Here is a 14,199-nt window from a genome sequence, read left to right as displayed (position 1 = left end):
TGCCCCAGGGAGCGACCACTCCGAAGGCAACCCGAACATCGACCCCGCCGTCACCCAGCTCCGCGCCGAGGGCCACGAGGTCCGGGATGAGGACGTGGCCCGGCTTTCCCCCGCTCAAGAACCGCAACCTGAACCTGCTCGGCCGCTACAGCTTCACCGCCTCCACCCCGGCCGCCGGCGCCCTGCGCCCCCGAGTCAGGTGTCTGCGGCTGCGCAGGACTGTTCAACACCCCGGCCGCCGCTCAGAACGACGCAGGAGGGTTGCGATCAGGCCGCTTCGTGCGGTCGTGCGTCGGGGAGCAGCTCGGTGAAGCCGAGGGTGGGGAAGACTTGGGCTGCCGTGTGCAGCAGGTGCAGGGGCTGCGGGTGCATGCCGGTCACTGTGGTGCGGCGCGGGTGGGCGGGCGGTTGCGGATCGATGAGCAGGTGCAGCCCGGCCATGTCCATGAACGGGGTGCTCTGGAGGTCCCAGACCAGCTCGGTCACGTCCAGTGGCAGTGCTTCGAGGACGGCGTGGAGCTTGGGCAGGGCGGCGCCGTCGATCTCACCGTCGGGGATGATCCAGGCGGTGGTGGCGTCGATCAGGGTGGTGACGTGCATATGGGCTGCCCCCTTCCGGGGGTTGCGAGCCCAAAGACGAGGCCCCTCGCAAGAGGGGGACGACGATGGCGGGAGGCGGGAGCCCGTGAAGGGGGCAACACCCGGAACCCAAAGTCCGGCACCCGCGGGTACCGGACAGTCTCGTGTCACCCCACCGTGACACATCCCTGCCCTTTCTGGCCACCATCCGGACCGGCAGGTGGTCCAGGATCCGCTACTCCCCCGGTGTGCCGTACCGAAGGCACGGGCGCACCTCGCGGACTCGCGCCGCACGTTGGTGTGTTCGCTCCCATGGCGCCCTGTCGCTGCGACATCAACGGTACGTCGCACAGAGGTTGGGCGTCTCCGGGCGCAGGAGCAGTGCGGGCCAGGAGCGCAGTGGAGGTCGTCCGGTGACAGCAGAGCGTGCTGAGGGCCGTTCAGGTCGCGCTCGCGGAGCTGCGCCGGGCCGGTGGGTACCAGCGGGGCCTGGCCGGGCGACTGGCTCGCGCGCACGGCGGGAGCGAGCGGGCACGGCGGGAGCGAGCGGGCACGGGCGCGGGCCGGCCGCCCGGACCGCGTAACGCCGCCGTGCTCGGCCAGGACGAGTACGAGGCGCAGCCGCCGGTGCTGCAACCGGAGTGGGACCACCAGCTGCACCATCGGCCACCGCTCGGAGCGTGGCTCGTCGGCCCTTCGATGACGGGGATGCTGGCTGGGCTCCCTACGCCGTACCGACCGTCTTCTCCCGCTTTTCCGCGATCTCCTTGCAGTCGAAGCAGAGGTCCGAGCCCCGTGGACCGAGGCAAGCCGGGCTCCAAAATGCACGTCCTGTCGGACGCGAACGAACTGCCCCTGCTCGTCGGCCTCTCCGCGGCCAACATCCACGACAGTCTCGCGCTGAAGCCCATGATCACGGGTCACCAAACGAGACACACTCATCGGTCACCCGGTCTGTCCAGAGTCCGAGTCTGTGATCCAGCGGCCTTCGGCGGAGTCGTGCACGTACGTCGGCCTCCCCCTGGTCCCGCTCGTGCGGAACGGTTTCCCGCCGTCCGTGATCCGCACCGTCCCCGTACGGCCCCCGGCGCTCCACTCCAGCTCCAGGTACCAGCGGCAGTCGCATCCCGCCGTCCGCGCGGAGACCAGCAGCTCTTCGGGGTCGGAGGAGGTGACCTTGTACGGGAAGGAGACGGCCGGGATCTTCCGGACCTCGGCGCCGGAGGCGTCAAGGCCGTCGACGGGCCTCGCGAGCGGGCGCGGCCGGTCGAGGGCCACGGCGAAGTGGCGCGGGGTGACGGCGCCGCCACAGCCGTTGTCCATCCGGTACGCGTTCCACGGCAGCGGCGCGGCGCGGTCGACCACGCGCACGTGCAGGGCATGGAGGACGACGGCGTCGGACGGTGACCGGCCCTGGACCGTGATCCGTACCAGCGCCTCCCCGCCGTGCACGGCACCGTGCGTCCCGGCCCACGCCCCGGAGTCGGCCGCGACCGGCGGCGGGGCGACCGCGCGGGGGGCCCGGTCCACGAGGTAGGTGTGCCCGCAGCCGCCCTCCCAGAGCTGGGAACCGATGCTCCAGGTGAAGGGGAGGGGGGCTGCGGTCCGCTCGGGAGCGGTGGAAGCGGGAGCGGAATCGGAAGCCGTCCGGGTGGGGTCGCCGAGCAGGGTGGCGGCAAGGGCGAGCACGACGAGGGCTACGGCGGCGGCGACGACGACGAGGGGAGCGGGGGCGCCACGACGGGGGCGGGCGCGGGGCGCCTCCGGCGCGGACGGTTCCGGGTTCGATTCCGGCGCCGCCGACACGGCCGGCGCAGGCGTGGGCGCGGGCGAGGCCGCTCGGCGGCGGGCGCGGTCCGCCTCCGTCCAGGCCACCTCCAGGGCCCGCCGTTCCTCCTCGTCCGCCCCGCACAGCAGGGCGAGGCGGTCGACCACGGCGAACTCCTCCGGGACGGTCGCGCCCGAGCAGTAGCGGTGGAGGGTGGACGCGCTGACGCTCAGCCGCCGGCCCAGCGCCTCGTAACTCCTCCCGTCCCGCGCCTTCAGCGCGCGCACGAGCCCCGCGAACCCCTCGACGGCGGCGTCCTTCGGCATTCCATCCCCCTCGCCCCTGCGTCCCATCCGTCACGTCCTTGCACGTCAGCTGGGGTGGAATGGTTCCGGGACGGCTGGTGGGCGTGTGATCGTTGCAGCGGGCGGGCGCCGACTGCACGCTGGTTGAGCACTGACCGAACGAACGACCTGACGGGGGATCCACCACCGTGAACAAGCTCCGCACCGCACTCGCCACCGCAGCCGCTGCCGCACTGGGCCTCGCGGCACTCGCCACAGCCCCGGCGCAGGCCGCTGCCCAGCCCGCCTTCCTCGCCGCCTCCCAGATGCCGCCGTCGTCGACGCCGTGGACCGCCACCCAGGTCTTCACCGGCGTCCCGGAGAACGGCGGCGTCCTCTGCGCCCCGTACAAGATCCCGGCGCAGAACACCCGCTACCGCGAGTTCAGCACCGAGCTCGACACCAACGGCGTCCAGGTCACCACCGTCGCCCGCACCGAGGCCGACGCCGTCAAGCTCGTCGACACCCTCCGAGGGGCCCTCACCGGCTGCGGCCCCCTGCTGGAGCAGCAGAACCCGGGCCTGCAGGCCGTCAGTACCTCCCACGGCAAGCTCGCCGTCGAGGAAGGCGCCTGGGTCTACAGCCTGGACACCGCCGACCCGCAGATCGGCATCTCCGACATCCACCTGTTCTCCGTCGGCCGCGACGGCCGCACCGTCACCCTCGTCCGCTGGGGCCAGATGGGCGACCTCGAGGACGCCCCCCTGACCGCCTTCCGCACCACGACGAAGACCGCCGTCAACAAGCTCCACTGACCCGAGGGCTCCCCCGAGGGCTGACCACAGCTCGACAGCGGCGCGGCCGGAACCCGGGCGCGCCGCTGCCGAGCCCACCTGCTCCCCCGGCGGCGACCACCTTCCACTCATGGACGCCGCTCCCTGTCCGCACCTGCGGGAGGATCCCCGGCCACCGGGTGCGCCCTGCTCTCGTACGGGCGGGCCGACCACCTTGCCCGGCCCGGGCGGCGACAGCTGACGAAATCTGCGCGGCCTCTCTCTCCAGCCACCGTCGCACTGAGAGCCGGCCGCCCGCTCCCGGAGCAGTTGAGTCCGCAGGCCGCGCCGGTGGCGATCGCGACGGTCACCGTGGCTGGGTGACTTCAGCGCTCGAGCTCCGGCAGATGTGGTGCGGCACCGATTCGCAGCCTCGATCCGTCTGCCCAGGGCGGATTCGCACCGGAGACCGAGCACGTCAAGGCTGCGACGTGGGCGGCGAAGGCGCAGGCTTCGGTGACATCGCCGAGGGTCAGCTGGTCGAGCCGGCTGCCGAGATGTCCGAGGGCGGCCAGGTGGTGGAGAAGACCCGCGGTGAAGGAGTCGCCGGCACCGACGGTGTCAACGATTGCGACAGGCGGTGCCGGGACGGTGACGCGCCTGCCCTCCAGCGATACGAGTGCGCCCCGGCCGCCGAGCGTGATGACGACAAGGGGTGTACCCGCGGCATGCCAGGTGTCGCAAGCCTCTTCGAGGCCCGCTCCGGGGGCGAGAATGCCGCAGTCCTCTTCGCTGAGGCGGAGGATGTCGGCGGCGGCGCACCAGCGGGGCAGGCGTTCTCGGTAGACGGGCGGCGGCACGAGCAGGGGGCGGACGTTGGGGTCGATGGACACGGTGGCACGCTCGCGCGCCTGGGCGAGATGGTGCTCGATCCGGCTGCCGCCGGGCTCACTCACCAGGGCGAGGGAGCCGGTGTGCAGGCATACCGCGTCGTCCTTGGTGGCTTCGGCGAGTTCGTGGTCGGTCCACTGCCAGTCGGCGGCACCGTTTGCGTAGAAGGTGTAGGCGGCCTGGCCCGTCGCGTCGAGGTCGGCCACGGCGAGCGTGCTGGGTTCGGAGGCGTTCACGCTGGCGGTGAGGTCGACGCCGGAGGCGCCGAGACGGGCTCGGAAGAGGGCCCCGAAGGCGTCGTTGGAGAAGCGTCCGAGAAAGCGGGTGGGGGTGCCGAGCCGGGCGAGTGCGACGGCCGTATTGGCAGGGCCGCCACCCGGCATGGCCCGCAACGACAGCCCATCGGGACCGGACTGGGCGGAATCTTCGAAGATGTCGGCGACGCACTCACCGAGAACGGTGATGCTGCCGGGGGACCCGGATCGGGCCATGGTGACTGTCTGCCTCTCAGGGAAGGTGCGGGATCGCCGCCAACCGCGCTGTGGGCGCGGCAGGCACGCGAGTGTTCGCGACGTGGGCGGCGAGGGAGCGGCGAGGGAGCGGCGAGGGACGTAACCGACGGCACGCGGCGCGGCCTGCACGGGGGCAGACCGCACCTGCCGTGTGGGGCGGGCCCGCCCGCCCCCGGCTCGTCAGGGACGTGTGGGTGCAGGGTCCCGCGCCTGGCCCTCCGGGACCGGTACGTGATGCACACCGCCGGTGGCCAGGTCCCATGCTTCGACGGCGAAGTCGCCGCGTCCGGTGCCCGTCGTACGGGCCTGCAGCCGCCACGGCCCGTCGGCGAGGGGATAGAACCTCAGGGTCAGGACCTGTCCGTCCGCGAGGTAGACCTCCGCTATCGAACAGTCCACGATCACGCGCAGCTCGACGGGGGCACCGGGGCGGGCCGCGGCGGGACAGGGAGCGGCGTACGCGCCTCTTCGTGCGCGCTGGTCCAGCGAGGCGTTGGCGCGGTCGACGATGAGCTGCCCGGACGCGGGATCGAGAAAGATGTCGAGGTGTTCCGACCCGTCCGCGGAGGTGACCAGGCGCAGCCCGCTCGTACCCGTGGGGTCGGGGATCAGGGAAGCGGTGAGGTCGAAAGTGCGGCTGACCTGTCCGAGTTCGACCGGCTCGGTTCGTGTGACGTACCCGTACCGGTGCAGGGAACGGGCCCCGCGCAGGGCCAGAAGTTCGCGGGCGGGGCGCTGGACGACGGTGCCGCGCGTGGTGATGCTCACCTCGCGTGGGTGGGTGAGGACGCCGGCCCAGCCCGCTTCGTGCGCCCAGTCCTCGTCGCGGGCCTCCCAGGCCCAGCCCCACAGCAGCCATCGGTCTTCCCCCGGGGCCTTCAGCAGGGCGGGGGCGTAGATGTCGGGCCCGTGGTCCAGGGGTACGGGGCCTTCGGTTGCCGTGAAGCGGCCGTTCTCCTCGCGGCCGGTGTGGACGGTGGTGTGGCTGGGGCCGTTCTGCGGTGTCCAGTCACTGACGATGAGGATGCTCCGATCGCCGAACGTGGCGTACTGGGGGCACTCCCAGCCGACCGGCTCGGTGCCGGGTGCGGCTTCGCTGGTGTGGAAGGGGCCGCGGTACGCCCAGTTCTCCAGGTCCTCGGACTCGTACAGCAGCGCGGCGGCGCGTCCGTCGTCGAGAGCTGAGCCGACGAGCATCCGCCAGCGCTCGTCCTGCTGCCAGACGTAGGGGTCCCGGTACATGGTGGTGCCGGGGGGTGGTTCCGGGATCAGCAGTTCCGGACGTTTGGTCCAGGTGGTGCCGTTGTCGGACGACTCCGCGGTGGTGACCGGCTGCCACCAGCGGTCGTCGCGGTGGGCGGAGTAGAAGGCCACCATGCGGCCGTCGAGGGAGACGGCGTTGCCCGAGTAGCAGCCGTCGGCGTCGTAACCGCCGGGGGTGGGGGTGAGGGCGACGGGGAGCGGCTCCCAGTTGATCAGGTCGGGGCTGCGGAAGTGGCCCCAGTGCACGTTGGAGTGGAGCGGGCCGTGCGGGTTGTACTGGAAGAACACGTGGTAGTGGCCGTCGTGGAAGACCAGCCCGTTGGGGTCGTTGATCCAGTTGAGGGGCGGCCTCAGATGTATGGCCGGGAGGTGGGGGTCGGCAGGCGACGTGGGCACACGGGGCCTTTCTCGGGGTGCGCGGAGCACAGGGGCGTCACGAGGGGCGAGGTACGACGGGCGGCTGGTGCCGCGGCACGGGTCAGCCCTTGACGCCGCTGGAGGCGATGCTGTTGACGAAGGAGCGCTGGAACGCCACGAAGAGCGCCAGGATCGGCACGGTGATCATGGAGGAGTACGCCATGATCTGGCCCCATCCGACGTTCAGCTGGAAGAAGTAGGAGATGCCCACCATCACCGGCCGCAGTTCCTCGCTCTGTACGACCATCAGCGGCCAGAGGTAGGAGTTCCAGGCCGGGAGGAAGGTCAGGATCGCGACGGTGGCGACGGCCGGCCCGGACAGCGGCATGACGATGCGGCGGTAGATGGTGAACCAGCCTGCGCCGTCCACGATGGCCGCCTCGTCGAGCTCCTTGGGGATGCTCTGGAAGTACTGGTGGAAGAAGAAGACCGAGAAGGCGTTGGCGACGAACGGCAGGACCTGTACCTGGTAGGTGTCCATCCAGCCGGTGCTCCACTGGAGGTGGAAGCCGTTGACGCTCAGCAGCGGTAGCTGGTTGACCCACCACACCAGCGGCAGGGCGAAGGTCTCGAACGGCACGATGAGCGTGGCGATGACCGCGGTCAGGACGAGTTTGCGGCCGGGCCACCGCATACGGGACAGAGCGAAGGCGGCCATGCTGTTGATCACGATGCCGAGCACCACCGTGCTGGCGGAGATCAGGACGGAGTTCAGCAGGAACCGTGCCGCGGGAACCCGGTCGAAGACGGCCGTGTAGTTGTCCAGCGACAGGGCGCCTACGGGCAGGAAGGCCCGAAGGGAGTCCAGGTCGCCGAAAATCTGGTCGTCCGGCTTGAACGACGAGACGAGCATGAAGACCAGCGGGAGCGCGAAGACCAGGGCCAGGGCGATGCGGCCGGTGTGACCGCCGAGGTGCTTGAGGAAGGCAGTCATGTCAGTCCTTCTCCCGGGTCAGGAAGCGCTGGACGAGGGACACGCTCAGTACGAGCACGAAGAAGATCAGCGAGATGGCCGCCGCGTAGGCGGTCTGCTGCTGGTCGTAGCCGGTGTGCACCGCCTGGTGGACGACGGTGGTGGTGGAGTCGAGAGGGCCGCCCTGCGTCATCACCCTGATCTGGGTGAAGAGGCTGAAGGCCGCGATCGTGATGGTGACGAGGACGAACGTGCGGGTGGCGCTGAGCCCCGGCCAGGTGACGTGGCGGAAGCGGTCCCAGCGGGTCGCTCCGTCGAGGTCGGCGGCCTCGTACAGCTCTGCGGGGATGGTCTGGAGGCCGGCCAGCCAGATGATCATGTGGAAGCCGACGCCCTGCCACACCGACATCAGGATGATGGCGGGCATCGCGGTGGCCGGGTCCCCCAGCCAGTCCGGGCCCTCGACATAGCCGAGGGTGAGCGTGGAGATGACGTGGTTGACCAGACCGTCCTCCCGGTAGAGGAAGGCCCACAGGAGGGACACCACGACCATCGAGGTGACGACCGGCAGGAAGTACACGGTACGGAAGAAGTTGACGCCCCGTACCTTGGCGTTGACCAGCAGGGCCAGGACCAGGGCGAGCCCGGCCTGGAGCGGGACGACGACGGCGGCGAAGTAGGCCGTGTTGCGCAGGGACCTGTAGAAGGTCGGGTCCTGGAAGAGCAGGGTGAAGTTCCTCAGGCCCACGAAGCGGGCCGGGGTGGGCGAGACGAGCCTCGCGTCGGTGAACGCCAGAGCGAAGGCCAGAGCGACCGGTATGACGAGGAAGACGATCAGCAGCACGACGGCCGGTGTGGCCATACCGAAGGCGGTGAAGCTTTCACGGCGACGGGCGTTGGTCGTTCGGGTTCGCCGGACCGGACGCAGCCGCTCGCGGGCTGCGGTCATGGTGGGCACGGTATCTCCAGAGGATCGGTCAGGCTCGGACGGCGTGATCGGCGCCCGAGCCCGGCCGGGCGGGTCAGTCGGAGTAGTAGTTGTTCGTCTTCAGGTTGCTGTCGATGTCCTTCGCGGCCTGACCGAGAGCCTTCTGCGGGTCGGCGCCGGCCAGGACGTCCTTGGCCGCCTTCTCGAACTCGGTGGAGATGTAGGGATAGGCGGGTGTGGCGGGGCGCACCATCGCGTACTCGCGCGCGAACTCGGCGAGCACCTCGAACTTGCCGCCCGGCTGGTAATCGGCGATCTGCTGCGCGGCGGCCTCGGTGGCCGGGATGGTGCTGGTGGCCTTGGCGTACTCGGTGAAGTACTTCGTCTGACGGGAGAACTTCAGCCACTCCTGCGCCCCGGTCTTGTTGGAACAGGTGGAACTCATCGCCCACTGCCAGGAGGCACCGCCGATCTTCGGCCCGTTCCCGAAGTCCACCGGAGGGATGATCGCCAGGTCGTCGCCGAGCTTCTCGGCGTTCTTGGCCGCGTTCCAGCTGCCGTCCCACTGGATGGCGCTCTTGCCCGCCAGGAAGTCCTTGTTGGGGTCGGCCCCGGACTTCTTGGCCATGTAGTCCTTGGCCACCAGCGACTGGAACCAGGTGGCCCAGTCCACGGCGGCCTTGCCGTCGAGGGTGCCCGAGGCGCTCTTGTAGTCGCCACGGTCGATCAGGTCCCCGCCGAAGCTCTGCAGCTGCGGGGAGTAGCCGTACGACCACCACTCGCCGGTGCCGCCGGTGCCCATCTCCAGCGGGTACTCGAACGTGCCGCTCTTCTTCAGCTTGGCGAGTGCCGTGTCGAACTCGTCCTTGGTCCAGGGCTTTTCCATGGTGGCGACACGGATGCCGTGCTCCTCCAGTACGGATTTGCGGGCGAAGAAGGCCAGCGAGACGTCGTAGAAGCCGAACGCGTAGAGCTTGTCGTCGTACCGTCCGACGGTGCTGGGCAGCTGGCTGAGCACGGGTACTTCGCTGCCGGTGACGTCGATCGGGTCCAGGTAGCCGCCCCATGCCCAGTTCGCCACATTGGGGCCGTCTACGTCGAGGAGGCAGGGCAGCTTGCGGGCGGAGGCGGCCGCCACGACCGAGTTGTTGTAGTCGCTCTGCGGGAACGCCTGCAGCTTGACCTTGTACGTGTCCTGGGAGCCGTTGAAGTCCTTGATGATCTTCTTGACGACATCGAGTTCCACCGAGTTGCCGGCGTTGTGCGTCCACAGGGTCAGCGTGTCGCCGCTGGCACCGGACGTGCCCCCGCCCCCTGAGGTGCATCCGGCGACCAGCGCGGTCGCCGCCGTGACGGCTACACTCGCAGCAGCGAGGCGTCGTGTTCTGAACAGCATGAGGTTCCTCCATCTCACTGAGACGGGTCTTGCAGGACCCGCCCTCGGCGACCGGTTGCGACGGTCGCTGTTCTTGGTGGTCGTCCCGTCATCCGCCCGGTCATCGGTGCGGGTGACGGGACGACTGTCTTGTGTGCCGTGTGTCAGCCGCCGGCGGGTGCGGCGAGCGAGGCACGGCTCTGCAGGGGCATGGGCACCCGGTGCACGACGGCTTCGAGCGGGCCCGGGCGGAGAATCAGTTCCATCGCGAGGTGCCCGAGTCCGTAGTGCGGCAGCCGTAGCGTGGTGAGCGCCGGACGCAGCACGGAAGCGATGTCCTGGTCGTCGAACGAGATGACCGATACGTCGCCGGGTACCGACAGACCTGCCTCACCGAGCGCCTGGTAGGCGCCGAAGGACACTCGATCGGCCAGACACACCAGGGCGCGGGGACGGTGCCCCGCCGCCAGCAGGGCGGACACCTCACGGTGGCCGTCGAGCGTGTCCCAGTCGCACTCGATGACGCCCTCCAGGCGTGCCCCGCCTTCCCGCAGGACCTCCTCCAGGCCCCGCATGCGCTCGTTGCCGGCGACGATCCCCTCAGGGGTGGCCGGCACGGCCTGGTGGCCGCCGATCGCCCAGATCCCCTCGGAGTGACCAGCGGCGAGCAGGGCCCTGGCGGCGTCCCGCCCGGCCTCGAACTCGTCCGGGACGACCGAGGGCGCGTCGAAGCCGGGGGCCAGGCAGTTCAACAGGACCACCCGGCGCCCGAACAGTTCCTTGGGCGGGGTCACGTACCGGGTGAACATGGATGCGTAGATCACCGCGTCGACCTGACGGTCCAGCAGAGCGTGGACGAGCGACGACTCGGCGGCGCGGTCGCCGCCCGCCTCGGTGATGAACAGCAGGTGGTCCTTCTCCCGAGCGGCTTCCATGGCGCCGCGGATCACATCGCCCGCGAACGGGGTCGTGGTGATCCGGTCCGAGACGAACCCGATCGTCTGCGTGGATTTCGTCCGCAGGCTGCGCGCCGTGACGTTCGGACGGTAGCCGAGCTCCCGGGCGGCCTCCAGAACGCGTTCGCGTGAGGCGTCGGAGATGCGCATGTCGGTCCGGCCGGACAGGGCGAACGACGCGGTCGTCGGCGAGACACCCGCCCTGCGGGCGACATCGGCCATGGTCACGCGACGCTCGGACATCAGAGGATCAGCCCCGTTCGGCTAAATCGGATTAGCAAGGCGTGATGAGATTGCTCCACCCGTCATGCGCTGTCAACACCCCGGACATCTCGCCTGCGTAACGGTGAAGCTTTGCTCCGTTTCAGCCGTCTATGGGTGACACGAAATCGAAATCTGTGTGCGTTAGCTCTTGCTTTAGCGGAGACGCCGCGCGAACCATGCCGACTCATCACCTAAAACGGTTTGGCAGGTCGTCAGACTGCCGCGCACTCCAGGAGCTCGCATGAGGAGAAGAACAGCCCTCAGGGTCGTGTCCGCCGCCGCCGGCGGCGCCGTCCTCCCGCTCACGTTCGCTCCCGCTCACGCCGCCACGGCCGGCGGACGGACCAGCCTTCGAAGCCCCGTCGCACGCTGGGACTTCGAGGAGCGCACCGGTTCCGTCGCCCGCGAGGCGGTCTCCGGCTCCGCGAACCCCCTCGGCTACGTCTTCAACGACGCCCGCTACAAGCCCGACAGCGACCCCGTGCGCCGGCGCGGGGTAGACGGCCGGGCACTGTACTTCGACGGCTACTCCACCGTCGTCACCGCCGAAGGGCCCGGCGAACTCGACTTCGCCGACGGCCTGACCATCGACGCGTGGATCGCCCCCTACGCCTACGAGCACGGCATCGACGGCAAGCCCCAGGCTCTGATCAACCAGCACGATCCGGACGCCAGGACCGGGTTCCTGCTAGGCCTGCGCCGCTTCGGCCAGATCGTCTTCCAGCTCGGATTCGGAACCCACCTGGTCGAGCTCAAGGGAGACCCGGACCAGCCGGCCGGCAAGAACAGGTGGACCCATGTCGCGGCCACCTACGACCCGGCCGCCCACCAGCTGCGCCTCTACCGCGACGGCCTGTTGATCGGAACGGCCACCACCCCCGACCAGTCCCCCGTGCAGGCTGCCGGGGTGCCCCTCCTGATCGGGCAGCACAACCGCCCCACCCTGCTCAACGGCGAGTTCCACGCCAACATGTACATGGGCCTGATGGACAGCCTCGCCATCCGGCCGGGCGCCCTGGACGACGCCACCGCCCAACGGGAGCACGCCGCGAGAATCGCCGCGCTGCCGGGCCGCCGTGTGCCCCGCCCGGACCTGACCCTCGACCGGGCCCGCTTCGACGGCGACCGGCACCGCCCCCAGTTCCACATGCTGCCGCCCTGGCACTGGATGAACGAGCCGCACGCGCCCGTCTACTTCAAGGGCAAGTACCACATCTTCTACCAGCACGATCCGCTCGGCCCGTTCTGGGGCCAGATCCACTGGGGACACGCGGTCAGCACCGACATGGTCCACTGGCGCGACCTCCCGATCGCCCTCGCCCCGGCCGCGGACTCGGCCGGCCCGGACGGCTGCTGGTCGGGCTCCGCCTGCGTCGACGGCGACCGGGGGCCGGTGCTCTTCTTCACCGGTGGCGACGACCGGCTGCCCTACCGGCAGCGCACCGGACTCGCCGTGTCCACCTACCAGGCCGACCTCGACACCGACCTGGCCACCTGGACGATGAAACCCGAACCGGTCACCGAAGCCCCGGCAGACCTGCCGGCCGGCCCCGGAACCGCGTGGGCGGAGAACTTCCGCGACCCGTTCGTCTGGGAAGAGGACGGCACCTGGTACCAGCTCGTGGGCAGCGGCATCGTCGACTACGACGGCACCCAGGTCACCCACAAACACGGCGGAGCCGCACTCCTCTACACCGCCCGCCGGCCCGAGGGGCCGTGGACCTACCGGGGCCCGCTGCACCAGAACGACCTCGCCACGCAGCCGGAGCCCGGGGAGGTGTGGGAACTGCCCGTGCTCCTCCCGCTCCCCGGCCCGCAGGGTCGCCGCACCGGCAAGCACATCCTGCTGATCTGCCCGTGGTGGGAAGGCTTCAACTCGAACGCCGTCAAGCACACCTACTACTGGATCGGTACCTTCGACAAGCGGCGGCACCGCTTCGTACCCGACCACGAGAAGCCCCGCGAGTTCGACTTCGGCGAGCACTTCACCGGCCCCTCCGGCTTCGTCACCCCCGACGGCCGGTCCGTGGTCTTCAGCATCACCCAGGACCGCCGCACCGAACAGCAGCACGCCCAGTCCGGCTGGGCGCACAACGCCGGCATGCCCGTGAGCCTCTCGCTGCGCAAGGACAACACCCTGGGCGTCGAACCGATAGCCGAGACAGCCACGCTCCGCGACAAGAGGCTCGCACACATCCGGCACGCCACGGTCGAGGAGGCCAACCGGCGCCTGGCCACCGTCTCCGGTGACCTGCTGGACATCAGCGCCGTCATCGAGCCGCGCGGCGCGAAGACGATCACCCTGGCGGTCCGCTCCTGCGCCGACGGCACCGAGGAAACCCTGCTGTCCTACAACACCGCCACCCAGCGCTTCGAGATCGACCGCAGCCGCTCCAGCCTCGACCCGGACGTCCGCAAGGGCATCCACGGCGGAAGCGTGGGACTCGACGACGGACAGCTCAGGCTGCGGGTCCTGCTCGACCGCTCGATGATCGAGGCGTACGTCAACGGCAGCAACAGCCTCACCAGCCGCCTCTACCCGACCCGGCAGGACGCCACCGGCCTGCGCCTGACCGGTGCGGGTGGCTCCCCCCACGTGGTGTCCCTGGACGTATGGCGCATGAACGGCGCCTACGACAGAACCGTCGCCCCCGGCGCCTACGACCCGCCGCGTCCCACGGACGTCGACGCGCTGCCCAACCACGACTTCGCCACCGGCGACCTCACCGGATGGACCGTCGTCTCGGGCACGACCTTCAGCGACGCCAACGTGACCACCCGCCCCGACTGGGGCTGGGGCGGCCCCTTCTACCAGGCCGGGACCGACGACGACCCGACCGGCCACCATCTGTGGGGCTTCAACCCGGACGCGGGGGGAGACGACGCCACCGGCGTCCTGCGCTCCGCCACCGTGGTCCTCGGCGGAGACGGCATCGTCGACCTGCTCGTCTCCGGCGGCGACAACCCCGACCAGCTCTACGCGGCCGTCGTCCGCGCCGACGACGACAAGGTCCTGGCCAAGGCCACCGGACGCGGCACCGAGCAGTACCGCCGGGTCGTCTTCGACCTCGCCACCCACATCGGCGACCGGATCTACGTCGAGATCGTCGACCGCGCCTCGGGCGGTTGGGGCCACATCAACGTCGACGACGTCAACGTCCCCGTCAAGCGCCCCTGAGAGACCCACACCCCCGTACGCGCCGCCCCTGGTCCGCGCAGGCGCCCAGGGCCGGCGTCCCGCCCACCCGCACACCACCACCCCCACATCGGAGGTTC

10 protein-coding genes and 2 pseudogenes are annotated in these 14,199 nt (G+C 70.2%); 4 read left to right on the top strand and 8 right to left on the bottom strand.

Going from position 1 to position 14,199, the window contains the following annotated elements; all coding sequences use genetic code 11:
• Positions 1–37: 37 nt before the first annotated feature.
• A pseudogene (locus tag ACWCQM_RS37145) lies at positions 38–191 on the top strand (Tn3 family transposase); the annotation flags it as partial.
• A 76-nt stretch (positions 192–267) separates the two neighbouring features.
• Here the strand turns inward: ACWCQM_RS37145 and ACWCQM_RS37140 are convergent.
• On the bottom strand, positions 268–600 hold the full coding sequence (locus ACWCQM_RS37140) for a hypothetical protein (RefSeq protein WP_450919495.1): 333 nt from the start codon (positions 598–600) through the stop codon (positions 268–270).
• Positions 601–1,362: 762 nt separating this feature from the next.
• On the opposite strand from ACWCQM_RS37140, the pseudogene ACWCQM_RS37135 reads away from it, so the two are divergent.
• A pseudogene (locus tag ACWCQM_RS37135) lies at positions 1,363–1,515 on the top strand (IS5/IS1182 family transposase); the annotation flags it as partial.
• 9 nt (positions 1,516–1,524) lie between these two features.
• Here ACWCQM_RS37135 and ACWCQM_RS37130 read toward each other — a convergent pair.
• The gene (locus ACWCQM_RS37130; protein WP_450919494.1) at positions 1,525–2,673 is read right to left on the bottom strand and encodes a helix-turn-helix domain-containing protein; all 1,149 of its coding nucleotides are present in this window, start codon (positions 2,671–2,673) and stop codon (positions 1,525–1,527) included.
• A 167-nt stretch (positions 2,674–2,840) separates the two neighbouring features.
• Here ACWCQM_RS37130 and ACWCQM_RS37125 point away from each other — a divergent pair, with 167 nt between their 5' ends.
• Positions 2,841–3,446 (top strand): hypothetical protein, encoded by a 606-nt coding sequence (locus ACWCQM_RS37125; RefSeq protein WP_450919493.1) that lies wholly within the window; start codon positions 2,841–2,843, stop codon positions 3,444–3,446.
• Between the two features lie 344 nt (positions 3,447–3,790).
• Here ACWCQM_RS37125 and ACWCQM_RS37120 read toward each other — a convergent pair whose 3' ends face one another.
• The 6 genes from ACWCQM_RS37120 to ACWCQM_RS37095 form a co-directional block, all read right to left on the bottom strand.
• The gene (locus ACWCQM_RS37120) at positions 3,791–4,786 is read right to left on the bottom strand and encodes a carbohydrate kinase family protein (RefSeq protein ID WP_450919492.1); all 996 of its coding nucleotides are present in this window, start codon (positions 4,784–4,786) and stop codon (positions 3,791–3,793) included.
• A gap of 201 nt (positions 4,787–4,987) precedes the next feature.
• Positions 4,988–6,466, bottom strand: coding sequence for a glycoside hydrolase family 32 protein (locus tag ACWCQM_RS37115; RefSeq protein WP_450919491.1), 1,479 nt, complete (start codon positions 6,464–6,466; stop codon positions 4,988–4,990).
• An 82-nt stretch (positions 6,467–6,548) separates the two neighbouring features.
• Complete coding sequence (locus tag ACWCQM_RS37110; RefSeq protein WP_450919490.1) at positions 6,549–7,421, bottom strand: carbohydrate ABC transporter permease; 873 nt, start codon at positions 7,419–7,421, stop codon at positions 6,549–6,551.
• Between the two features lies 1 nt (position 7,422).
• On the bottom strand, positions 7,423–8,349 hold the full coding sequence (locus tag ACWCQM_RS37105) for a carbohydrate ABC transporter permease (RefSeq protein ID WP_450919489.1): 927 nt from the start codon (positions 8,347–8,349) through the stop codon (positions 7,423–7,425).
• A 73-nt stretch (positions 8,350–8,422) separates the two neighbouring features.
• The gene (locus ACWCQM_RS37100) at positions 8,423–9,724 is read right to left on the bottom strand and encodes an ABC transporter substrate-binding protein (protein ID WP_450919488.1); all 1,302 of its coding nucleotides are present in this window, start codon (positions 9,722–9,724) and stop codon (positions 8,423–8,425) included.
• A gap of 143 nt (positions 9,725–9,867) precedes the next feature.
• Positions 9,868–10,902: a LacI family DNA-binding transcriptional regulator gene (locus tag ACWCQM_RS37095; RefSeq protein WP_450919487.1), complete on the bottom strand. Its 1,035-nt coding sequence runs from the start codon at positions 10,900–10,902 to the stop codon at positions 9,868–9,870.
• A 262-nt stretch (positions 10,903–11,164) separates the two neighbouring features.
• Between ACWCQM_RS37095 and ACWCQM_RS37090 the strand changes: the two genes are divergently transcribed.
• A complete protein-coding gene (locus ACWCQM_RS37090; RefSeq protein WP_450919486.1) occupies positions 11,165–14,101 on the top strand; it encodes a GH32 C-terminal domain-containing protein in 2,937 nt (978 codons plus the stop codon).
• Positions 14,102–14,199: the final 98 nt, after the last annotated feature.

This window comes from Streptomyces sp. NPDC002125, from assembly GCF_053593715.1.
Note: the sequence above shows the minus strand (reverse complement) of the source record. Positions and strands in the feature narration are given on the sequence as shown.